The sequence below is a fragment of the Sporosarcina sp. BP05 genome (genome assembly GCF_014282005.1).
Classification (GTDB): Bacteria; Bacillota; Bacilli; order Bacillales_A; family Planococcaceae; genus Sporosarcina.
This window is the reverse complement of the sequence record NZ_JACFTD010000004.1, coordinates 1-23,536: the sequence shown is the minus strand read 5'-3', so window position 1 is coordinate 23,536 and position 23,536 is coordinate 1. Positions and strand designations below refer to the sequence as shown.

Below are 23,536 nucleotides of genomic sequence, written 5' to 3'. Positions count from 1 at the left end.
GGGTGGACAATTTGAAAACGATTATCTTTATAGGTACAAATAAATCCGGATCAAGTAGAGATGCAATAAAAGCCGCAGAACAAATGGGGTACTTTACGGTTGTTTTCACAAATAATGAAAAGCAATTGCAGCAGAGGGAAGAGTACACAGAAATTCATGAAATGGTATTTATAGATACGAATAATTTTTCCGATATGAAAAAAGAAGTAAATCAACTAAAATTAAAAGGTAAGGAAATCAAGACCATTGTTAGTTTTATCGATTCAAATGTTCATATAGCAGCAACACTTTGTGATGAATTTTGTAATAATTACACTTCTTCTAAAGCCATTGAAATAATGGAGAATAAAGAGAAAACAAGGGTTTTTCTTAAGAATCAGCCTTATACCCCTAAATTCTATGTTATCAACCCAAATGAAACGCTACCTTTCGAAACAATAAACGCAAAGCTGGATTTTCCGGTAATAGTTAAGTCCCCAAAATCATCGGGGTCGAAAGATGTGCTGCAAGCAGGAGATAAAACGGAGTTAGAGAAACATACATTAAGATTACAGGAAAAGGACCCAGATGAAGCCATTATTATTGAAGAATATATTGAAGGTGACCAATATTTAGTCGAGGCTCTCGTATATAACAATAAAGTTCAGATTGCTGGAGTTGTTCAACAAGAGATCACTCAGGGGAAAAGATTTATTATTACTGGCTATGCGGTGCTTGCGGATGTTCCATCTGATATAAAAGCAGGGGTTGAAGATGTCCTACATTCTGTCATCTCACAACTTGGAATCAAGAACGGTGCTCTTCACCTTGAATTACGACTTTCATCCAATGGTTGGAAACTAATTGAAATTAACCCGAGAATATCTGGTGGTGCCATGAATAAAATGATTCAAGCTGCATTTGGTTTTAATTTAGTAAAAGAAACGCTTAAATTATACTTAGGGGAAAGCCCTTCTATAGAACCAAGTTGTATGAATTACGCATTTACCCAGTATCTCATCGTTTCGAAAAAGGGGACGTTAGAAAAAATCACCGGGAAGAGAAGGGCTAGGAAATCCCCTGGGGTGATTGAAGTTTACGTGAAGCCTAGGAAAGGAACCAATTTAATTCCTCCACTGTCGATGGGTCATAGATATGCCTATGTAATTGCGACAGGGGCCAGTATGGACGAAGCGAAAATGTTTGCACAAAATGCTGCAAACGAAATTAGGTTTCATCTAACAAAGGAAACCTAAATACTATGAAAATAAGAAAAGACTTTATCGTAGCCATTACCATGGACCCTGGAATTGTACCTGGGCTCATTATAATTCCTAAAGGACTTATCTTAATCCCTTAAATAAAACAACGGATAATTACCACTGTTGGTCAGTGGTAATTATCCGTTGTTTTTAATTAGTTAACTAAAATTTTGATCTACAAATTTCACTGTTTCAAACATATTTGTTTTACTAGCCCCTTTGACTAAAATCGTGTCATCTTCTTCAATAATCCTTGATAACAATTCATGTAATTTATCTTTATTGGTGAAATGATAAACGTTTTCAGCGGACAATCCTTTAACTTTTGCTTGTGTTCCAATTTCATCTGTCCGAAAACCATATGTGATTAAAATATCGATTTCTTGCTCATAAATATAATCTCCAACTTTTCGATATTCCTGTTCTCGTAAATCACCTAACTCTCTCATTTGGCCAATAATCGCTATTTTACGGTGTTTTCCTATATTGGAAAGGACATCGATTGCCGCCCTCACTCCTTCAGGATGGGAGTGTACAGTATCATCAAGAAGTGTTATATTGTCACGGCAATTATAAACCGTCAATCTTCTTGGTGGTTTTCTAAAGAGCAGCCCCAATTTAATTTCTAATGGTGTAATACCTAATTGATCTGCGACAGCAATTGCGTTTAGTGCATTATAAACATGATGTTCCCCTAAAATAGGTATGAAGAACAAAATTTCTTGACCTTGAAGCATCATCTTAAAGTTCATTCCGTTGTCTACATAGTTAACATCATAGGCTCTGTAGTCAGCGGCCGATTTCACTCCAATTGTGACAATCTTTCCTTTGAAATTTTCAGTCTCTAAATACATTGAATTTGGATCATCCTTGTTTATTACTAGGATTCCTTCCTGATCCATACCATGAATTAATTCAGATTTTGCATGAGCTATATTTCTTATATCTCCATCAAAATTCCCCACATGTGCCATTCCTATATTTGTCACAATGCTAATATTCGGCTTGATAATACTGCAATGTTCCGTAATGACACCTGGGTAAGCCATACCATACTCTAATACAACTGCTTGATGGGAGGGTTGTATTTCTGCAGCATGTTTTTTCGTATGCTCAGTAGTATTCCAGTAATCCTTCGACTCGAAAACATTCCATTTTTTAGCCAAGATAGATGCCAGGAATGCTTTAGTCGTCGTTTTACCAGCACTACCAGTTATGCCGATAATAGGAGTTCCCTCTCGTTTTTCAATGTGTTTTTTCTTTACTGTTTTTATTTTTTCAGATATTACTTTTTGGTTGTTAGCCAGGTAGATGGCATATTGAATTGAATTAATTACTACATCCAACTCCAAATAAAACGCAGGAGGGCAACCTGGTTTCCAATTCACCTCATATATCCAGATTTTATTATTCTCGTCCAATCCGATATCTACTCCAATTTCATCAATGACCTCCTCGAATTGACACATTTGAAGCTCATCCAAATGGTTAGCTAACGATAAGGAAAAATACTCTAAAGTTCGTCTAATATTGAATGCTTCATCCTTAAATTCTTGTTGTAAAAATGGATTTAAATAATTAGTGAATCCACCATTGTTAATGTTTGCGATTATTGATCCAGTTGGAGCAATTCGTGGATAGATTGTGGTGATCACCCATTTTCCTTCACCATTTTTTTGAACATGAAGTCTGAAGTCAAACACTTGCCCAGATTTAGTCACTGATTGTATATAAGGTTGAATAATAAATGTTCCTGTTGAGAGCTTCGACTTTATCAAATCGTTCAGTTGTAGCCTTGAATAATTAGTACTAGCTGAGTCCTTTCTAACTTGAAAACCGGTTACGTTTTTTGAAATGAAAAAGATACCTTTACCCTTTCTACCATCAATTGGTTTAAATACTACTTTTTCAAATGCAGCTATAAATTTAAAGAAATGTTCAGTGTCTTTTACAATCTCTGTCGGAATTAGATAGTTTGAGAATTCTTTTGCTTCCTTTAGCCTCTCATTAACATTCCATTTATTCCCGATAGAATGAGTGGTGAACGGGATCTCGTTTTTCAGCTTTTGAATAATTTCTTTAGATTTCGCCAGTTTTTCCGGACTCCCTGCGTTATAAATAACGTCTGGAAAGCTCATAACTCGCTCTATCCATTGGCCATTTTCATAAACTTGTCCTCTTATTGACCGGTTCACAAAATTCACTTCTCCGGGGGAGAAATAGAAAAATCTAGCGCCTTCCGCTTTAGCCACCACTGCATAGGCATAAGCCTTTATTACAGTTTTGGGGTCTTTTCGATGATGTAACATACCTATCAATGTCAATGAATAACCTCCTTTTTTATTTTCTATGGTCTACTATAGTACATTCAAGAAACAATGCTTTTGATACTGACAAGAGTATATTATTAAAAATACCCTAGGAAACCTAGGGCGAAGGGATGATGAAATCAAATACACCTCAGCATATTTGTGTCCTGATTTTGAATTAAGCTTGCTCACTTAACTTCTTTCAAAATTTGTGGCATCCACCTGAGGTTATGTTGGATATAGTTAACATTTTGGCTCGATAATAGGAAGTGGACGGTTTACCAACTCTGGAGGTAGGGGGTCAATTACACAAAAACAACTTAAATTAACGATAATACAGGTATTCGTCTTTCGGAGGGCATAAAAGTCATTAAAGGGGTCGGCCGGATTTCCTTCCATATCAATCGCTTCAAGTAGTGATAATTCCGCACAGCATGATTCCTCATATAGTTTCTTTAATCTAAAAAATGGAGTTGCTATACATTTATAAAAAGCCATAAATGGTTTACTATTATTTGTAGAATAAAGCCTAAAAGGAATGGTATCCATCTTTTTTTTCAAACAGATAAATTGAAATTCCATGTCAACACCGGATATTATCTTTTGTTCCTTCAGTAATGTTTTCATCGAATGACAAATACAATTCTGTTTATCCACCTCGACTTGTTCCCCTCCTTCTTTGAAGGTCAAAATTCATATATACTATAATTTTATTGTATGGTGAGAGATATACTTTGGACTGGGTTTTAGCTACTATTCCTACAACGGCTCCAAATAGAACTTTATATTACTTGCCGCTTCCACTGCGTTTGCCTTTGCTTCTTTTGGGGTATTTCCGGACGCGATTACATATGCGTAACGGTGACCCATTGATATTGGGGGCATCATGATCACTCCTATACGAGGCTTTATAAAGACTTCTTTTACTTCGGGTTGAGCAGCAGCCTTATTTTCACCTATAACTTTTAACAGGTACCCACAAGATCTGATTGTTATGTAATGCGTGTAAATAGGTTTCTCGTATTTCCTTATCAGATTAGGTTCAAAACCAAGATATAGTTTAATCGTTTCTTCCACCAGATTTATGCCAAATGCTTCTTCGATCATTCGATTCATTGCCCCACCAGAAACTCTTGGATTGATCTCAATTAACTTCCAATTCTCACATATATATCTAAATTCAAGGTGACAAGCAGCAAATGTGACCCTTAGATCTTTTAAAATCGATTCAACTGCAAGAACTAGTTCCTTATACAATTCACTTTCAAAATCTAGCTCTATTGCATAACCGGTTACTATAAATTTTATGCCTTTTGTAATTTCTTGTTTAATAATGGCAACAATATTAACATTTCCATTATGCACTAGCACTTCAACTAAATATTGTGGCCCGTCTAAATATTCATCAAGCACAATTTTTTGACTTGGATAGAGCTTGATAATTTTTTTTATCACTTGTTCCATTTCAAATTTATTCTCGACGTAATAGACATCCTTTGAGGCTTTTGAAATGGCAGATTTCACGACCATTGGAAACGTATAGTCTTTCTGAATCGTATGCTCAATATCATTTGCAGGCTCATATATGTCAAATTTAGGAGAAGTTGCATTTTCTTTCAATGCATTTCTTGTAGCCGTTTTATCTTCCATTATCTTTAAAGCTTCAATGGATAGTGTAGTACTACAAAATTCATTTGAAAGTTGTGCAGCGATTGATACAAATGGATCCACAAAACTGACAATCGCCTTGACGATGTTCCCTTGCTGTTGAAGCTGGCTAATCTCGCTTCGAATTAGATCTTCTGACAATTTTTCTAAATGGATCATCTGAGAAATATCTTCAAATTCATTTCTTTGCTTTGCAAAATTTTTCCTTTCAGTTAACAATATTGTGGTATAACCTAACCGAGAAGCAGCTTTTATTGCCTCTCTTCCTGATCCAGATATTGTTGTTTCAATAAATAGGATAGACTCCATTTTCCACTTCACCTTCCGGAAGTAAATACATTGGTCTCTCTTCATTATTATGCGGTGTTGGTGTATTGGGTTCAGGCTGAGACAATTGGATTAATCAAAAAAGCATAAGGATCTCCCTTACGCTTTTTTGATTAGACCAAATCGTTCCAACTGGTCAGTTAGACCTTCACTTATTAATATTTCTAGTTCATGCTTACCAAACAAATCAAAATGAGGATAATCGTCCCTCATATCGATCCACTCCCGCTTCAATCCATATTGCTTGCCCCATTCGACAAGTTTGTCGATATCCGCGCAACCTGCTTTGGTTACTGTATTGCATCCCGGAAAGCGTTCATCGAGCCAGTAATGCGTTAAAAATGCCATTTGCCCTTCACTGACTTCTTTTTTCCAAGCTTGCAGTTCCACGCGTTTAATACCAAATGCCATTAATCTTTACACCGCTTAACTTCTGTATATTTAGCATCCCAATCAGGCGCAATTTTCTTTAGCGAAACGGGACGGAATGACCCTTTTTTTACGACGACATGTTCCGATTTTGCAGTTGCCGAGATTGTGCCGTCTTCATGAACGATTTCATAACCATATGTCGTGCGCAGCCTTCCGTGTGACTCTACCCACGTCCGTACAGTCGCCTTCTGGCCGTATTTCATCGATGCCTTGTATTGGATAGATAAATCGATTACTGGCGACAAGAAGCCATCTGCCTCCAATTGCGCGTATGTATAGCCGAGGTCCTCAATCAGCTTCGTGCGTCCGATTTCCATCCATACTAAATAATTGGCGTGATAGACGACACCCATCTGATCTGTCTCTGCGTATCTGATTTCAATTTCTTTTTCACTTATAAACACTGCCATCACCTCACCACCTATTATACAAAAGCTATGCTGAAAAAGCAGTACAAAGGTTACAACCGTTTTTAGGAAAGTAAAAAGGTGCCCGATTAAATCGGACAACTTCCTACTTATTAAAATTAGTTCGTTTTCATTTTATCACGAAGAACCATTTGCAGGATTCCGCCGTGACGGTAGTAGTCCACTTCAACTTCTGAGTCAAAGCGTGCTAGTACGTCGAATTCTTTGACAGAACCGTCTTTTGCTGTTGCTGTTACTTTCAGAATATCGCGTGGTTTAACGCCTTCCGCGATATTAACGTTGATTGCCTCTTCACCAGTAAGGCCAAGTGTTTCAGCACTATCGCCTTTCATGAATTGAAGTGGCAGTACGCCCATCATAACAAGGTTTGAACGGTGAATACGCTCGTAGCTTTCAGCGATAACAGTTCTGATACCTAGAAGTGAAGTACCTTTCGCTGCCCAGTCACGTGAAGAACCCATTCCGTAGTCTTTACCTGTGATGATTGCAAGACCCGTGCCTTCTTCTTGATACTTCATTGCAGCATCATAGATTGGCATGATTTCTTTTGTTGGCCAGTAAGTCGTGAATCCGCCTTCTGTCCCTTTCGCAATCTGGTTACGAATACGGATGTTAGCGAATGTACCACGCATCATTACTTCATGGTTACCACGGCGTGAACCGTATGAGTTAAAGAAACGAGGGCTTACGCCATTGTCGATCAAGTATTTACCAGCTGGCGTATCTTTACCGATTGCGCCTGCAGGTGAAATATGGTCAGTTGTGATTGAATCGCCAAATTTACCAATGACACGAAGCCCTGAAAGTGCTTGAATGTCAGCCGGCTCTTTTGCAAGACCTTCAAAGAACGGCGGGTTTTGAATATACGTTGAGTTTTCATCGAAATCATACAATGAATCGTCTGTTGTTTCAATCGCATTCCATGCTTCGTTCTCCGTGAATACACGTGCATATTCTTTACGGAATAACTCAGGAGTAACTGTTGATTTTACAACTGCTTGAATTTCTTCCGTAGTTGGCCAAATATCTTTGAAGAAGACATCAACGCCGTCTTTGCCTTTACCAATTGGATCTTTTTCGAAGTCGATATCGACTGTTCCAGCAAGTGCGTAAGCAACAACTAGTGGCGGTGAAGCCAAGTAGTTTGCTTTCACAAGTGGGTGAATACGTCCTTCAAAGTTACGGTTACCAGAAAGAACAGAAGACATTAGCATATCGTTGCCCATGATTGCTTTTTCAATTTCAGGAAGAAGCGGTCCAGAGTTACCGATACATGTTGTACAACCGTATCCAACTGTGTTGAATCCGATTTGATCTAAGAACACATTAAGGCCTGAATCCTCCAGGTAGCCTGTAACGACTTTTGAACCTGGTGCAAGTGATGTTTTCACGTATGCAGGTGGTGTAAGTCCTTTTTCAATCGCTTTTTTCGCAACAAGTCCAGCACCTAACATAACGTATGGGTTAGATGTATTTGTACATGAAGTGATAGCGGCGATTGCAAGATCACCCGTTTTGATGTCGACAGAACGTCCGTCTTCAAATTCGATTGTAGCTGTTTTTGCAAGCTCTTTTGGAGAGAATCCGAAACCTTGGTTCCCTTCAGGTGCAACAACCGCTTCTTTGAATGAACTTTGCATTTCTGTAAGAGGAATCAAATCTTGTGGACGTTTCGGTCCAGCAAGGTTCGCTACAATACCAGTAAGGTCGATTTCGACAACATCAGTGTAAGTCGGTTCTTCGTTCTCTACAGTAAAGAACATATCGTTCTCAACTAGATATTGTTTCACAACAGCAATGTCGCTATCTTCACGGCCTGTTAGACGCATATAGTCAAGTGCTTCTTCATCTACTGGGAAGAATCCGCAAGTAGCGCCGTATTCAGGTGCCATGTTCGCAATTGTAGCACGGTCTGCAAGTGGTAAATGTGCAACGCCTGGTCCGAAGAACTCAACGAATTTACCTACAACGCCATGTGCACGAAGTGTTTGTGTTACTTTAAGCGCAAGGTCTGTTGCTGTCGTACCGTTTGGAAGTTGGCCAACAAGTTTTACACCGATAACTTCTGGAATTGGGAAGTATGAAGGCTGTCCAAGCATACCTGCTTCAGCTTCGATACCGCCGACGCCCCATCCAAGAACGCCGATTCCGTTGATCATTGTCGTGTGAGAGTCTGTTCCAACAAGTGTATCCGGGTATGTTTCGAATGTGCCGTCTTCGTTTGGAACTGCATGGACAACGTTTGCCAAGTACTCAAGGTTAACTTGGTGGACGATTCCTGTTGCAGGTGGTACTGCACGGTAATTGTCATATGCTTTTTGTGCCCAGCTTAGGAATTGGTAACGTTCTGCGTTACGCTCGAATTCGAGTTCCATGTTTAGGTTAAGTGCTTCTGCCGTTCCGTAACGGTCAACTTGTACAGAGTGGTCAATAACAAGGTCAACCGGAATTTCAGGATTGATCTTGTTAGGGTCGCCGCCCATTGCTGCCATTGCTGAACGAAGTGATGCAAGGTCAACAACAACAGGTACACCTGTGAAGTCTTGAAGGATAACGCGTGACGGTTTGAATGGTACTTCTGCATCCGCGTCCGCATCTTTCCCCCATTTTGCCAAGTTTTCGACATGATTGTCTTTGATTACATAGCCGTCGTGTTGACGTAGGACGGATTCAAGTAGCACTTTAATCGAGTAAGGTAGATTGGAAACTTTAGCGATACCGGCTTCTTCGAGTGCAGCAAGACGATAATAGTTATATGTCTTACCGTTCAGATCGAATGATGTACGGCTGTTGTGCAAATTGCTTTTTGCCATTATTGAATTCCTCCTTCTTTCTGTTGAATACTGCTGAAAAGGCTATAAATAAGCATCTTTTCTCTACTCCATCATATAATACCAACCCACATAAGTAAAATACATTAACTTTATAGTCTATCATAAGTTAATGTTATGACTCTATCCCTTCCTAGCATAGAACTCTTCATATACGAAAAATAGATTGCAAGTAATTTGTCATGAAAACGCGGTTAGGGTCGTACTGTTGTCGAATTTCCATGAAACGTTGGAAATTTGGATAAAATTTTTGCATTTTTTCATTCGTCAAATCATTTACTTTTCCAAAATGTGGCCGCCCGTTGTATTTCTCCATTAGCTTGTGTACCCATTTAAAGTACGGTCCAGCGTCCATTCCTTTATACATATGGAACGCAAGGAACACCGTTTCCTCTCCTTGCGTGGGACTGAGAAAAGCATTTTCACCAGCAGTGACCCTGCATTCGATTGGAAAATGGAAGTAAAACGGATGTGCAGGCAAAAAGTTATGGACTTCTTCGATACATGCTTCAAATGTATGCAAGGGAATCGCATATTCCGTCTCTGTGAATTTGACGAGTCGCGGTGAAGGGAACAGTTCATAATACATACCCCTTTTTGAACCGCTTGGAACATTTTTCGCAGAAATAGTTGTCAACATTCGTGACATGCTGGGTTTGACGCGGCACAGCTTTGAAATCACTTTAAAACCAGCGTTTTCAATTAACCCATTTTTCATGAATTCGACTGTTTTCGATTGCAAAGTTTGTTTGTGGATTGGCGTGATATTCGTCTTTTTTACTTGGACCGTATCTGTACCGGGGAAATAGAACCATTCAATATGTCTATTATCGTAAATTCCGGAGGACCATTCAGCGAGGGCCTCACCTACCGTACTTCGATAACTCATCATCTGCAGGCTGTAAAGTGGGATAGTCTTAATAGTCACGTCGAGAAGGACACCGAGCATACCAAGCGAAAGGCTAAGTGATTTTGATAAATCGTCTTGGCTGCGACGATGATGCTGTATATCCCCTTTTCCATCAACCCATGTCCAAGCGACAACTTGGCTGGATAGCGAACCGAGAGCGATTCCTGTGCCGTGCGTTCCTGTACTCACTGCCCCGGCAATTGTCTGCTCCTGAATATCCCCCATATTGTCGAAACCCATGCCAATGGCAGCAAGTATGGATGCTGCCTCATGTAAATACGTTCCGCCCCAAAGTCTCGCTTCCATCGCTTCAGAATCATAGGAGATAAGTCCACGTAAATTGTCAAGTGACATTGCGTCACTTTCCGGCTTAGCAATGGGACTGAACGAGTGGGCTGCTCCTGTTACGCGTAGGGATACACCACGAATTCTGCAACTATTTACGACGTCTTGTATATCACTGGCACTTTTCGGAAAGTGATAATAATCCGGTGTCGCTTTGACATTCCCGGACCAGTTCGCCCATTTCATTCTCTTTTTCGGAGCATTCATAGAAAACATCCTTCCTCGCCTCTATAGGTTTTATAAGCACCAACATATTCAAATCCGCGTCTTGCGTGCAGTTCAGAAAAACATTCACAGAGTTCTCCCGCTTTGGCATGCCTAAAATAGACAGTATCTCCGACTTGAAGGGTTCCCTCTTTATCTCGCAATGGCGTTTGGACTTCACCCGCCCCTTCATTTTTCAGATAGGAGAGCTTCTGCGGTCAGATAGGCACCGGATTTTTGTCGGTTCCTATTGCTCCAGAAGCAATATAGTCACCCCCATGACAAACGATAATACCTTGTTCGGGTATTCTTGTGACACGAAGGGCGAATGTCGCTGCCGGTTCAAGCTCCAGGTTTTGATACCTTGAGAATAATGCCGGAAAGTAAAATGCAGAGCCGATTGTCAGTTCCGTCACTTCCTCTTCCCCCGATGTGAAATCGATGCTGCCGGAACCGCCGCCATATACGAATCGAAAACTGGACGATTTTCCCCGAATGAGATCGACTGCGCTTTTACGGAAATTGCCCACATCTTTACGGGACAGCCGCTTCAATTGTTTGATAAGCGCTGATTGCCAACGAGCTACTGGGATATCCGCGACACCCGCAATCTGTGCTTCATAACCCATGACACCAATGATTTTAGTATGTGTGAATAAACTGCCTGCCTCCAATAAGTTTTCCACATCTAAAATTGATTTTAAGGAAGAACGGTTTGTACCAAAATACAGTATTTTGAAATCTGTTGAGACGTTTATATCAATACAAATTTCAAGAATGATGTCATTTAACTTAGCTATGGATTCTAACCACTCCCAGTGTTCGATATGGTCAACCATAAAGACGACCGTCCGACCTTCACGGATATAGGGAATGAGCAGCATAACCGCTTGTTCTTCAACTTGTGGATAGCCAAGTAACAGGTCATTAAATCCTTTTTTAAGTAGGAAAAGTGTTTCCCTTAGATCGAATGTCATCCAACCGGCAGGATAATCCAATCTTTGAGCAATGTATTGCAGCAGTTCTACCGATCGCACAGATTTTGTAGCGATTCGGACTCCTTTCATTCCAGAGGACTTGTTGACAAAATCGATATTTCGGTCAAGCGCTTCTAGGTCAATGCAAGCGAACGGACGTGTAAGGTGGGCGTAGGCTGCTTCCACATCATTCAAAAAATCATCTCCCATCAGGTAGTTCAGTTAGTATTATTTTAAGTATATTCTGATATTCATTTACAAGTAAAATACATTTCAATTTATTTTTTTAGAGTAATCAAATGATTAAACAACAGAAGTGAATGAAAAAGTCACTAGATTATGGCATGATGGAATGGTTGACATATAAAGGGGTGGCATAGATGAAGAAAGCATTGTTGGTTATTGATTATACAGAGGATTTTGTTGCTGAAGATGGTGCACTTACATGCGGACAACCAGGAATTGACTTGGAAAAATATATCACCAATTTAACGGGGGTATTTTTGGATGACAACCATTTCGTTGTAATGCCAGTTGATGTGCATGATGCAGACGATTTGTACCATCCTGAAACAAAACAATTCCCGCCACATAATATACGTGGGACAGCCGGCAGGAATCTATATGGTTCCCTTCAACAATTGTATGATGAGCGCAAAGAAGAAATCCATTGGATGGACAAAACACGTTTTAGCGCATTTGCGGGAACAGATTTGGAATTGCATCTTCGAGCACGAGGGATTACCGAATTGCATTTGGTTGGTGTCTGTACTGATATTTGCATCCTGCATACAGCCGTCGATGCATACAACCGCGGATTCGACATTGTCGTCCACGAGAAAGGTGTCGCAAGCTTTGATCCCGCAGGTCATGAATGGGCACTTCGTCATTTTGAAAACACGTTAGGTGTTACTGTTGTCCGCTAACTCCCTTGAAATTCCCGGTATTCTTTTCCTTTTAGATGTTTGAAGGGATGTAATAAAGGTTATTGCAAACACTATAGAGGAAATTTTAATTTACTAAAAAGGAGATGGACAGTATGAGTTTCATTTGGTTCTTAATTATTGGCGGGATTATCGGTTGGCTTGCAGGTATGATTTTGGGGAAAGATATCCCAGGTGGCATTATCGGTAATATTATCGCTGGTATCATCGGTGCATGGATTGGTGGAATGCTACTTGGGAAGTGGGGTCCGAAAATTTCTGATTTCTACATCGTCCCTGCTTTCATTGGAGCAATTATACTCGTGTTCATTGTGAGCTTTATTATGAAATCAATGCGTAAAGCTTCGTAAAGAACAAAAGCGGAAACGCCTGTTCAGAGGCGGCAGACTTAAGATGGGCTGGTGAAGCGGCGCACTTTGCCGCATAGCCGGACCAGCTTATGACCGAGCCTCTAGGCGTTGAAGTCTAGAAGTGGAATATCACCTTTCATAGGTGATCCACAGGCCAAGAACTTAATAATTTACTAAGCAATAAAAAATGGACCCCATTTTACTGGAGGTCCATTTTTTTACATGTTGGCTGCTTCCATTTCAAGTCGCTGGACTTCGAATTCATTAAAAAATCGCAATACGTCCTGTACGTATTTTTCGCTGTGGTTATAATTGAAAATCGCCTTTTCCAAATCTCCATCTGCGGCGCCGCTTATTGAAAGGTAGTTGGCGGCACTGTAAATGGCGTCTTCGATATCATATGGATCGGCTATGCCATCACCATTACCATCAACGCCGTATCCGCCGTATTCTTTGATGATAGCGGGATTTGTCTTGTCTTTTTCAGGAATATCTCCTTTTCCAAGACCGCTACATCCCGGATAAGTCCAGCCGACAAACGTGCAAGGCATGAACTGCATATGTCCTTCTGCACCAACTGGTGAGAGAAGCGGATCCATCGTTGAAAACCGTGTTTCAATACGGTGATGTGCTGCAAGTAGTGTCCATGGGATGCCATACGCCTCCGCCGCCTCTTTATAGACTGGGATGAACTCTTCCGGGATTGACGTAGCAGTGTGACGTTCCCCTATGTCTAGTAATGCATTTGCAGATTTCCGAATGAGATCTGGATTTTTCAAACCTGTCCAGATGATAGCTGTTAATGTGAAGACTGTAACCGCAATGGGGATAAGCAGGATAATAAGCATTGCTCTCACCTTTATAGATAACCCTTTACGTTGTTGTTTTTTCATCTTTCCACCCCGTTAGATCAAGTATTGCTTTTGTTAGTTACGCGCCCTCTTTACTAAGCGCTTTCATATCCTTGACGATTTCATCAAATGGTACATCCGTCATACCATTATAGGTTTTGACAACTTCCCCTTTTTGATTGACAAGAGAAAAGTAAGTTGCATGCATTACCTGATCCGAATCGGGTATATCAGCAACAAGCGTCTTGAATGACTTCGCCGCAAAGTCAGTAATTTTCTTTTGTGTGTAGCCAGTCAGCATTTCCCAGTTTTTCTGATCCCCGACATCATACATGTCAAGGTATTTTTGCATTAATTCAGGTGTGTCGACAGCAGGATCAATACTAAATGATACGATTTTGTAATCTTCAACACCTTCATCAATAAGCTTTTTATCGATATCTGCCATGTTACTCATCATCGGTGGGCAGGCACTCGTACAAACTGTGAAAACAAATTGTGCCAGCCATACGTTCCCTTTCAGATCATCCAATGAAACCTTTTCATTGTGTTGGTTTGTAAATTCAAACGGTTCAATTTTATAATTATGCTCGGCTTTGAACCCGCCCCCAGAACACGCACTTAGAATTAGCACTACAAGCAATACATAAGGCAGTAAAAGTTTTTTTCTCATTTGGTTTCCTCCACTATCAATTGATACGTTCATCATAGCGGAAGTAATGGCTTCAAACAAGCGAGGAGCTGATTGCTTCCATGTCGAATCCGTGACTTATTTGTGAAGTACACTTCATCTTTAAAGAAACAAGGGCATCGTGTATGTCGACAAGTTTCGTTTCGTGTCAGTGCAAGAGATAAAGTTAAACTAACAATCGGGCTTTTACGCGCAGTTGATCCCCCATTATTTCTTCTTGAGTCCTTAAAGACTTGAAGTGGGGAGCTTACTGCCCGTTAATGCGGGATAAAAAGATACAAAGATTGGAAACCCAACTTCTTGTATTAAAATCATCCATTGTTCCATCCCGTCCCCTCCTTTCACCTCCTAAATAGTGTTAACTTGAGAAAAGGAATACATTGTCCGTGTATTTTTTTACAAAAGCTCTTATAATGGTGAATAGAATGGAAGAGGTGAAGACTGTTGCAACAAGATTTATTTATGTGGTTCATCATTGTCTGGTGCGTTGTCCTCATTGGACTTATGAGCATTGGCGGCTTTTTCATGTTCCGGAAGTTTTTAAAAAGGTTTCCAAAAGCGGACGGAAAATCGACACTCGACTGGGAAGAGCATTATGTGGAGAGCTCACTCCACCTTTGGAATGACGAGGCAAAACTACTGTTGAATGAGCTGGTCGTTCCAGTACCGGAATTATTCCGTCCTGTAGCGAAGCAAAAAATCGCGGGTAAGATAGGTGAAATCGCACTCGAGGAACATGCGGGGAAAATTGATTCCGACCTTATTATCCGTGGATATATACAAGCAACGCCTAAACGGGATCATAAATTTTTGCGCAAGAAAATGGCGGAAATGAAGATTGATCTTACTCCGTATGAACATTTATTTTAAAAAAGGTGTCCGCAATTAAATGCGGACACCTTTTACTTGTCTAACTTCTTTTATTTTATTGTACTTGATTAGCATGCCAATCCGCCAAGGGACAATCATGCCAAATGCAAGAATCCAGAACATACCGCCCAGTTCCCCTACATCAATTGTATTGCTGAGAAGTAGTTTCCCTGCGAGTCGAACAATAAGTAGACCAAGTAAAATGTACAGGAATGCTTTCGACCGTTTCATATAGATATCGCTATCTTTGCGTTCAAAATTCGTCGTTTTTATCAAGATAATAGAGAACAGTATGCCTACAAGGAGCGCTTCTAGCACCTGATGCAGCGGCACTCTAAATTCTTCAAATAGGAACATCAGCGCACCCGTCGACATAAAGAGGGGTGGCAAGATGATCTTCAGTGGTGTCACAGGCCTTTTCGCCGCTTTCGTCCTAACAATCAGCGCGATTGTCCCCATAACTAGCGCAAGTACGGTTGAACCGATAATGAGGTAAACCGGGGGTACCTTGGTGAAAATTGTTTCAATTAATTCATTCAAATTATTTCCCCCAAACGATACTTCAATTCTTCTATCGGGATAAAACGTGCAAATCGCGCATACTCTTTTCCTTCATTGAATAGGAGGACGACTGGCGCTGTAAACAACGAAAGTTGTCCCGCTATTTCTGGCACTTCCGCCACATTTACTTTATAAAAAAGGATTGGAAAATTGGCTTGCAGTGCTTTCACTTGCGGATATAATCCCTCGCAGACTGAACAGTTATCGGTTTTCACAAAAAGGAGTAACGCTCTTTCTCTTTCAACGTATTCCATCCATTCACCGAATGACCCAATTTGCTGCATCGCAATCCCTTCCTTTCAACTCAAAAACCTTGAAAATCTCCAAAAATCGGGCTGAGCAAACTTGTTAAATAGGTCAATCCATCAAAGAACAGCAAGATTCCGAATGCAATCATAACGCCGCCCCCAATTTTCATAATAAGGCCACTATTTTTCCGAATCCAGCCAAGACGCGTTATAAAGAACGACAGAACAAAGAATGGAATTGCAAAACCGAACACATACATCAGCATATAAAGAACTCCTGATCCTGGGTTTGTTGCAGATAGTCCCATGATTACCCCAATTATCGGTCCTGAACAAGGCGTCCAACCAGCTGCGAATGCAAGCCCAATTAATGCGCTCCCAAAATATCCTGAAGGACGGTTTTTAAACTGTAGTTTCTTTTCGCCCATAAGAAACTTCGGTGTGTAAACACCTGCAATCATAAGGCCAAATAACACCATAAAGATTGCGCCGCCTTGTCTGAGTATTACTTGATTTTCAATGAAAAATGTCCCTACAAACGACGTAGCAAAACCAAGTACGACAAAAATAACTGAAAATCCGATTAAAAAGAACAGTGTATGTAGTATACCGCTTCTGCTCATGCGTTTCGAGTCCGATTTTAAATCATCCAGTGACATGCCCGTAATATACGAAATGAATGCTGGGTACAACGGTAATGTACACGGTGAGATGAAACTTAAGAAACCGGCACCGAAAGCGAGAAATAGATTTAAGTCTGTTGCCATAATTCTCTCCCCTTCAGTTTTTCTTCCTCAATCGTATCAAAAGAAGCGCCAAATTACGTCTAATATGTCTGTGAACAGTTTATGACATTTCGGCGTGACATAGTCATGTAAGCAAAAAAAACGGCTTGCACGTTCCCCAGAGGGATGTGCAAGCCGACCGTGCATCAGATAACGTCTTCCAAAATATTGTTTTGAAGTAGATACATCTTATGGTAGAGCCCTTTTTGCATCAGTAATTCCTGGTGTGTTCCACGTTCGACGATTTCGCCTTTATGCAGCACGAGAATCAGTTCCGCGTCTTGGATTGTGCTTAGCCTGTGAGCAATTGCGATTGTGGTGCGCCCTTTTCTCATTTTCTCAAGGCTTGATTGAATTGCCACTTCTGTTTCTGTGTCGATATTGGCAGTTGCTTCATCGAGAACGAGGATTTTAGGATTCGTCGCGATTGTTCGTGCAAATGCAACTAGTTGGCGCTGACCACTTGAGAATGTGGAGCCGCGTTCTGTTACTTTTTGAGCGTATTTGTCTGGTAGTTTTTCAATGAATTCATTTGCCCGGACAAACTCAGCAGCTGTTCTTACTTCTTCAGACGTCATTTTCTTATCGTGCAAACGAATGTTGCTTTCGATATCCCCGTAAAATAGAAACGGGTCTTGCAAGACAAGTCCTGTCTTCTTCCGCAGTTCTTCTTTCGGGTATTCTTTCAGCGAAACATCATCGATATAAATACCACCGCGCTCATATTCATAGAAACGCATTAGCAAGTTGATGATGGAGCTTTTTCCGCTACCAGTATGACCGACCAGGGCAACAGTTTCGCCTGCATTCGCAGTGAATGAAATGTTTTTCAGTACATCAGCTTGCCCATCATAGGAAAACGATACATCTCGGAATTCGATTTTACCGCTTAGTATCTCAGATTGATTACTATCTAGCTGCTCTGGTTCCATATCGGGATCATCCATTAACTTAAACACACGGGATGCGGCAACCATTGCTTGTTGGAAAATAGATAGTCGCTGCATTACTTGTTGAACAGGTTGGAATAAACGGCCAATTAAAGTTGTAAATACATATAGTATCCCCACTTCAACGGGACTGGCAAGGGATAAAAACCCGAAGTATCCGAGTATAAAAACGATTGCTCCAGCATACAGTAAATCGATTGCCGGACCTAGCAGGATACTGTCAAATTTAATGTTACGCATTCCAGCACGGAAATGTTTTTCATTAATATCATCAAATTCCGCTTCTAAACGGTCTTCTTGTCTAAATGCTTGGATCATTCCCATTCCGGATAATGATTCAGCTATTTTAGCGTTGAGCTGACTTAATCGCTCACGAATGTCTTGATAGAAATCTGCGCTATAGCGTCGGTAAACGACGATAACGGCTAAAAACAACGGCAATAATAACAAAGAAATAAACGCCAACTTTGCATCAAGTGAAAATAGTGCAATGTAAACGCCAATAATTACAAATATAGCTTGTAAAAACGTGACAATAACACTGACGAACATTTCTTTTATTGCTTCCGTATCATTCGTCACACGTGACACGATACTTCCAGCAGGTGTTTTATCAAAATAACGCATACCGAGCCCTTGCACCTTTGAAAACACATCGATGCGCATTTGCTGAATAATTTTTAGTGCAATATCTTGAAAACGTATCAGCTGGAAATAAGAGACGAAGACCATGAATACTTGAATACCTATATAGACAATTGCGATATTCGTGATGGCACTCTTTTGAAAACTCATTGTAGAGAGATGATTATCAATGAATCGTTGAATGATCAAAGGTCCTACGATACTGCCAGCGACCGTCAAAACAAGTAGGACAAGCGCTATAATTACGCTCTTTTTATGAGGGATGATATATTGCAACAATCTTTTCAAGACAACCCATTGATCTTTCGCTGTTAATTTCGGGTGTTTTTCTGCTGACATTATTCCTCGCCTCCTTGTTCGACAAGCACTTCAAGTTGCTGTAGGTCATACATTTCTTTATATCTTCCATTCTTTTCGAGTAGTTCTTCATGCGTTCCTGCTTCGACAATCGTTCCTTCATGCAGAACGATGATTTTATGCGCATGCTGGAGAGCGCTTAATCGGTGAGAGGTAATAATTGTCGTCTCGCCTGTACGTGTTTGTTTAAGTGATTGTAAAATCGCTTCTTCCGTTTTGGCGTCCACGGCTGATAAGGAATCATCCAAAAGCAGTAATTCAGGCTCCATGATTAATGCACGAGCTATGGAAATGCGCTGTTTCTGACCACCAGACAACGATACACCACGTTCTCCAACAATGGTGCCATATCCTTCCGTAAATCCTAAAATGTCATCATGGATATGCGCAAGTCGTGCAGCTTCATGAATTTTCTCAGTTCCAATTCTCGGATTTGTAAAGGCTATATTTTCAGCAAGTGTTGTTGAAAATAGGAAGTGATCCTGTGGTACATAACCAATTGACTCTCTTAAACGTTGTTGCTTATATTGATTGATTGGTTTGTCTCCATAGACGATGCTTCCTTTGTATCCTTCAAATTCTCTCAGCAATAGTTTTAAAATGGCTGTTTTACCCGACCCTGTTTTCCCGACAACACCCATTGTTTCTCCTCGTTTTAACGTGAAGTAAACGTTGTGCAATGCAGCACGCTCATCACCTGGGAATTTGAACTCATCTATATTGAAATGCAAATCGCCTTCTGGTCTTCTATCAATTGCACCCGCTACGTCTTTAATTTCTGGTGCGACAGACAACAATTCCGTAATACGGCTGTAAGATGCATTTCCACGCTCTACAATATTAAATAGGAATCCAAATGCAAGCATCGGCCAGACAAGAAGCCCAAGGTATGTACTGAACGCTACCATGTCCCCAATTGACATGTCACCAGCAATAATTAACTTCGTTCCGAAATAGAAAGACAAAATGTATGAAATCGCGAATATCCCTGTAATTGTCGGATCGAATAATGCATCCACTTTTGCGACACGCATATTTTTACTAACGACATCTGTAGATAAGCTTGTAAAATCTTCAATATCTTCATTTTTCTGACCAAACGTTTTGATGACCTTAATGCCAGATATACTTTCCTGCGTTTTGTCATTCAAATTGGAGAAAGCTTCTTGGGCAAACCGGAATCGCTTACGCAATAGTTTTCCATAATAGCTTGTTAGGAAAATCATGAATGGCAGTGGAATGAGTGCAATCAAAGTCAATTTCCAATTGATCGTGATGGCCATCGTCAAAATGACGAATCCGCCTGTTGAGATGGAATCGACAAGCGTCAAAATCCCCATACCCGCCGTTTGCTGTACAGCACCTATATCATTTGTGGCATGGGCCATTAAATCGCCTACACGTCTCTTTTGATAGAAAGATGGCGACATTCTTGTAAAATGATTAAACAACTTTTCACGCATTATTTTGGATAACAAAACGGCTGAACCAAAAATCATTACGCGCCAGTAATAGCGTGCAATGTACATGAGGATACCTGCTACAGCTAAGATAACCAGCCATTTTGTGAGCCCTTCAGCTGTTAAAGAACCCGCCGCAATGTCATCCACGATAATTCCAATGATCTTCGGCGGCAGCAATTGTAATAAGGAAACGAAAACAAGCATCGCAATTCCGAAAAGATACTGCTTCTTCTGCTGTTTAAAAAACCAGCTGAGCTGTACTAAAACCTTCACGCTACTCCCCCTACTTTTCTTTAAAATTAGACCTTTGATTAGTTTAGCAAAAGTCTGAACGATATAAAAGTTACGAGATTCAAATAATTCGGATTCGGAAGTAGTTTCGGTTTTTAGAACGGGATATTGTGTGTGACTCCTTCATATAATTGAGGGGAAACGCTAACTGATCGTAAGGAGGATAATACTATGGGGAACAAATTTTTTTTATATTTACTTATACTAATAGCTATGACAGTTAGCTCAGCCTGTTCGTATGACAGTGAAAAAGCAGTTCTAAATGGTGATGTCGTCAATATGAATGGGCCTATCTATAACTACCCAGTGTTTGAAACGTTTTTAGAGAGTATGGAGATGAAGGAAGCGGCTACAGTTCGTATTGCGAATTACACGCTCGAAGGTGACCCAACATTATATAATCTTTCTTTCAAAGGCACAACAATCGACTTAGAAATAGACCGTTCAAAAAATAAAAATAAAGGAAACAATCCTGTTAAAATCAACATGACTTGTACGGATTTCCTAGAAGAGGAAGGTCAACAATTGTTTGTGTACACGCTTAAAGGATGCAATTCACCAATCGAAAGCTTTACGATTTTAAGTGTGGAGAAAGAACTTGTGGAGGAACACAAGCATTAAATCAGGAGAATCAAGATTGATTGTCCTGACATCAAAGCCAAACGTTAAAAGAATTGATTCCATTCCCGTGCTTGGAAGCCGCGGATGGATCAATTCTTATTTCATCTAGATTCAATGCTACTGATTAAGCTATTAAATTGTCAGCTTCAACTTAGGACATGTCCTTATAAAAGGTCAGCTCATGCTGAAGTAGCCATTCCTTTCGCCACAAACCACCTGCATAACCTGTTAATTTCCCATTCGAACCGATAATTCGATGACAAGGAATCACGATACTTAGCTTGTTTTTTCCATTTGCAGTGCCTACTGCCCTGACGGCTTTTTCATTCCCAATTGAAACAGCAATATCTTTATAGGATACCGTTTCGGCACAGGGTACTTTTGTCAAAGCGCTCCACACTGTTTTTTGAAAGTCTGTACCTTCGAAGGAATAGGGAAATGTAAATTCGTGACGCTCTCCTTTAAAATATTGCTCAAGTTGCTGAATGCATTCCTTCAAAATCGTTGGGGATTCATCCTGCACACAATCCGATACCACATCCCTCTCAGAGAACATTATTGAACTAATAGCCTCGTCTGTACCAATTATTACAATTACTCCAATCGGTGATTTGTACTCTAATTTATGTAGACAATTCATGTCGGATCCTCCATAGGGAAAGGGTAGTTTCTTAAATTGAAAAAAAGTAAAAATGGTTTTTTTCTTTTGTGAAACCAATTTTTTCATAAAGCTTTTGTGCTGTTATATTTTCTATATTAGTCTCAAGTAGTACTCCTTTTGCACCTGTTTCTTCCGCAAAAGAAAGAGCTTTTTTAATTAATTTATCGCCAAAACCTTTGCCGCGAACACTTTCCCTGACATACAAATCATTTAACACCCATGTACGCTTCATGCTTACAGATGAAAAGGAAGGATATAGTTGAACAAAGCCAATCGGATTATTTGCATCAAAGGCAATAAAAATAACGGACTCCTCGTTGCTTAATCTGTCTTTAACAAACTCTTTTGCACCCTTAACATTTGACTTTTGGTGATAAAATATCCTGTACAAGTCAAACAGCTCTGATAATGAATCAAGATCATTTACTGTTGCTTTTTGTATTCTCATGTGCGCTTCCCCCCTGTGTTTATTGCATTATTGAATTAATCAACTGTACCACACTAATATTCTGGATTGTTAATAAATTCATCTATCCATTAGCTCATGGCCTCCTTCTACAATGATGTGCTTTAGCCTCTTTTAATCCTCACTGTTAAAAAGATGGGATAATTATAGTATTTGATCATAAATCCAAGCTTTCTATTGTTAGATTAGTAGGACTTCGGTAAAATCAAACTAAGAGGAAAAATGGAGGTGAGCAAAATACAGCATTCTAACAAAAATAGGGAAAGTATCTCTTTTTTCCAATGGATTCATTTTGTTATTCCCTATGCATACACTGCAGGAATAGCGCTCATCTTAACTTGGATGATATCTGCATCAATACTAATCGGAGTAGCTACTATTAAAGAAGATCCAAAGGCTTTCATTTTACAACCAAAGAAAATCGAGTCTTCTATGAATTCTGCTGAAGCACTAGGTAAAGACCCTTCGATTGGTCTTAGTCCTAAAAAAGAAACCGTATTCACAATTTTAGTGAAACCTTTTATAGAATCTGATTTCAATAAAATTATCTTTCGTGGACTCTTTTTACTGTTTATTTGGATGCTTTTATTTTTAATCATTCCTGTTGCCTTCAAACGTTTAAAAAGATTCAAGTTTTTAAATATGGAATTTGAGGTAGATGATATGTAAGCGCCAAATACTCCCCACCTTCTAACCTCATTCGTGTTATGTGATAATCACATTAACATCAATGGTTAGGAGGTTTTTTCATGACAAGAGACGAACGGCGAGCCATATGGCAAGCACGGATTGAAGCATTTAAAGCGAGTGGTGAATCTAGCGTCACAGCCTGGTGTGCTACAAATAATATTAGTGTTCAAAGTATGTATACTTGGCTCAAAAAAGATTGGCATAAAACAGATACTGCATCCACAGCCCAACAGTGGCTTTCGTTTGATACAATTGCTTCAAAAGCAAGTATGCCTACTCAATTGACACTGGTAATAGGTGTTGTTTCCATCCAAATTGAAGAGGGATTTAACCCTACACTTTTAGGGGAAGTACTTCAGGTACTTCAAACGCATGTTAAGTAAAACACCCGTTGATCGTGTGTATTTGGCCTGTGGACGA

General features: G+C 40.0%; 24 protein-coding genes. 7 read left to right on the top strand and 17 right to left on the bottom strand.

The genetic code is table 11. The features are described from left to right. Positions 1-11 precede the first annotated feature (11 nt). On the top strand, positions 12-1,235 hold the full coding sequence (locus H2672_RS06130; RefSeq protein ID WP_255485501.1) for an ATP-grasp domain-containing protein: 1,224 nt from the start codon (positions 12-14) through the stop codon (positions 1,233-1,235). 164 nt (positions 1,236-1,399) lie between these two features. Here the strand turns inward: H2672_RS06130 and H2672_RS06125 are convergent, their stop codons facing one another. The 8 genes from H2672_RS06125 to H2672_RS06090 all read right to left on the bottom strand — a co-directional run bounded on the left by H2672_RS06125 (position 1,400) and on the right by H2672_RS06090 (position 11,867). After that, entirely contained in the window at positions 1,400-3,565 is a 2,166-nt protein-coding gene (locus tag H2672_RS06125) for a YheC/YheD family protein (protein WP_186670332.1), read from the bottom strand. Between the two features lie 228 nt (positions 3,566-3,793). Further along, positions 3,794-4,207 carry a CotY/CotZ family spore coat protein gene (locus H2672_RS06120; RefSeq protein WP_186670330.1) on the bottom strand — a complete coding sequence of 138 codons (414 nt, stop codon included), beginning with the start codon at positions 4,205-4,207 and terminating at the stop codon, positions 3,794-3,796. A gap of 102 nt (positions 4,208-4,309) precedes the next feature. Beyond that, entirely contained in the window at positions 4,310-5,527 is a 1,218-nt protein-coding gene (locus H2672_RS06115) for an ATP-grasp domain-containing protein (protein WP_186670328.1), read from the bottom strand. A gap of 117 nt (positions 5,528-5,644) precedes the next feature. Continuing rightward, positions 5,645-5,956, bottom strand: a complete 312-nt coding sequence (locus tag H2672_RS06110) for a hypothetical protein (RefSeq protein ID WP_186670326.1) — start codon at positions 5,954-5,956, stop codon at positions 5,645-5,647. Then, positions 5,956-6,381, bottom strand: a complete 426-nt coding sequence (locus H2672_RS06105) for a YbgC/FadM family acyl-CoA thioesterase (RefSeq protein WP_186670637.1) — start codon at positions 6,379-6,381, stop codon at positions 5,956-5,958. Before H2672_RS06105 ends, H2672_RS06110 begins: the two co-directional genes overlap by 1 nt. A gap of 122 nt (positions 6,382-6,503) precedes the next feature. After that, entirely contained in the window at positions 6,504-9,218 is a 2,715-nt protein-coding gene (gene acnA, locus H2672_RS06100) for an aconitate hydratase AcnA (protein WP_186670323.1), read from the bottom strand. Positions 9,219-9,384: 166 nt separating this feature from the next. Beyond that, positions 9,385-10,698 carry a D-arabinono-1,4-lactone oxidase gene (locus H2672_RS06095; RefSeq protein ID WP_255485487.1) on the bottom strand — a complete coding sequence of 438 codons (1,314 nt, stop codon included), beginning with the start codon at positions 10,696-10,698 and terminating at the stop codon, positions 9,385-9,387. Positions 10,699-10,913: 215 nt separating this feature from the next. Then, positions 10,914-11,867 (bottom strand): type III PLP-dependent enzyme domain-containing protein, encoded by a 954-nt coding sequence (locus H2672_RS06090; protein ID WP_255485485.1) that lies wholly within the window; start codon positions 11,865-11,867, stop codon positions 10,914-10,916. Between the two features lie 185 nt (positions 11,868-12,052). On the opposite strand from H2672_RS06090, the gene H2672_RS06085 reads away from it, so the two are divergent. Together H2672_RS06085 and H2672_RS06080 are read left to right on the top strand one after the other, a co-directional pair. After that, on the top strand, positions 12,053-12,598 hold the full coding sequence (locus H2672_RS06085) for a cysteine hydrolase family protein (RefSeq protein ID WP_186670319.1): 546 nt from the start codon (positions 12,053-12,055) through the stop codon (positions 12,596-12,598). Positions 12,599-12,711: 113 nt separating this feature from the next. Beyond that, on the top strand, positions 12,712-12,966 hold the full coding sequence (locus tag H2672_RS06080) for a GlsB/YeaQ/YmgE family stress response membrane protein (protein WP_186670317.1): 255 nt from the start codon (positions 12,712-12,714) through the stop codon (positions 12,964-12,966). Between the two features lie 218 nt (positions 12,967-13,184). Here H2672_RS06080 and H2672_RS06075 read toward each other — a convergent pair whose 3' ends face one another. Together H2672_RS06075 and H2672_RS06070 are read right to left on the bottom strand one after the other, a co-directional pair. Next, positions 13,185-13,859: a lytic transglycosylase domain-containing protein gene (locus tag H2672_RS06075; RefSeq protein ID WP_186670315.1), complete on the bottom strand. Its 675-nt coding sequence runs from the start codon at positions 13,857-13,859 to the stop codon at positions 13,185-13,187. Positions 13,860-13,896: 37 nt separating this feature from the next. Beyond that, positions 13,897-14,490 carry an SCO family protein gene (locus H2672_RS06070; protein WP_186670307.1) on the bottom strand — a complete coding sequence of 198 codons (594 nt, stop codon included), beginning with the start codon at positions 14,488-14,490 and terminating at the stop codon, positions 13,897-13,899. A gap of 480 nt (positions 14,491-14,970) precedes the next feature. Here H2672_RS06070 and H2672_RS06065 point away from each other — a divergent pair, with 480 nt between their 5' ends. Beyond that, complete coding sequence (locus tag H2672_RS06065; RefSeq protein WP_186670636.1) at positions 14,971-15,378, top strand: DUF2621 domain-containing protein; 408 nt, start codon at positions 14,971-14,973, stop codon at positions 15,376-15,378. Between the two features lie 15 nt (positions 15,379-15,393). Here H2672_RS06065 and H2672_RS06060 read toward each other — a convergent pair whose 3' ends face one another. The 5 genes from H2672_RS06060 to H2672_RS06040 form a co-directional block, all read right to left on the bottom strand. Beyond that, positions 15,394-15,918: a CcdC family protein gene (locus H2672_RS06060; protein ID WP_222439320.1), complete on the bottom strand. Its 525-nt coding sequence runs from the start codon at positions 15,916-15,918 to the stop codon at positions 15,394-15,396. Beyond that, entirely contained in the window at positions 15,915-16,223 is a 309-nt protein-coding gene (locus H2672_RS06055) for a thioredoxin family protein (RefSeq protein WP_186670305.1), read from the bottom strand. Before H2672_RS06055 ends, H2672_RS06060 begins: the two co-directional genes overlap by 4 nt. 20 nt (positions 16,224-16,243) lie before the next feature. After that, positions 16,244-16,954 (bottom strand): cytochrome c biogenesis CcdA family protein, encoded by a 711-nt coding sequence (locus H2672_RS06050; protein WP_186670303.1) that lies wholly within the window; start codon positions 16,952-16,954, stop codon positions 16,244-16,246. Between the two features lie 164 nt (positions 16,955-17,118). Beyond that, positions 17,119-18,906: an ABC transporter ATP-binding protein gene (locus H2672_RS06045; RefSeq protein WP_186670302.1), complete on the bottom strand. Its 1,788-nt coding sequence runs from the start codon at positions 18,904-18,906 to the stop codon at positions 17,119-17,121. After that, complete coding sequence (locus H2672_RS06040) at positions 18,906-20,660, bottom strand: ABC transporter transmembrane domain-containing protein (RefSeq protein ID WP_186670300.1); 1,755 nt, start codon at positions 20,658-20,660, stop codon at positions 18,906-18,908. The genes H2672_RS06045 and H2672_RS06040 overlap by 1 nt, the downstream gene beginning before the upstream one ends. A gap of 189 nt (positions 20,661-20,849) precedes the next feature. Between H2672_RS06040 and H2672_RS06035 the strand changes: the two genes are divergently transcribed. Continuing rightward, the gene (locus H2672_RS06035; RefSeq protein WP_186670291.1) at positions 20,850-21,299 is read left to right on the top strand and encodes a DUF4362 domain-containing protein; all 450 of its coding nucleotides are present in this window, start codon (positions 20,850-20,852) and stop codon (positions 21,297-21,299) included. A gap of 151 nt (positions 21,300-21,450) precedes the next feature. On the opposite strand, the gene H2672_RS06030 is transcribed toward H2672_RS06035, so the two are convergent. Both H2672_RS06030 and H2672_RS06025 read right to left on the bottom strand, forming a co-directional pair. Then, a complete protein-coding gene (locus H2672_RS06030) occupies positions 21,451-21,939 on the bottom strand; it encodes a methylated-DNA--[protein]-cysteine S-methyltransferase (RefSeq protein WP_186670289.1) in 489 nt (162 codons plus the stop codon). A 31-nt stretch (positions 21,940-21,970) separates the two neighbouring features. Then, positions 21,971-22,408, bottom strand: a complete 438-nt coding sequence (locus H2672_RS06025) for a GNAT family N-acetyltransferase (RefSeq protein ID WP_186670287.1) — start codon at positions 22,406-22,408, stop codon at positions 21,971-21,973. Positions 22,409-22,654: 246 nt separating this feature from the next. On the opposite strand from H2672_RS06025, the gene H2672_RS06020 reads away from it, so the two are divergent. Both H2672_RS06020 and tnpA read left to right on the top strand, forming a co-directional pair. After that, positions 22,655-23,095 (top strand): hypothetical protein, encoded by a 441-nt coding sequence (locus H2672_RS06020; protein WP_186670285.1) that lies wholly within the window; start codon positions 22,655-22,657, stop codon positions 23,093-23,095. Between the two features lie 80 nt (positions 23,096-23,175). Beyond that, a complete protein-coding gene (tnpA, locus tag H2672_RS06015) occupies positions 23,176-23,499 on the top strand; it encodes an IS66 family insertion sequence element accessory protein TnpA (RefSeq protein ID WP_186670283.1) in 324 nt (107 codons plus the stop codon). Positions 23,500-23,536 lie beyond the last annotated feature (37 nt).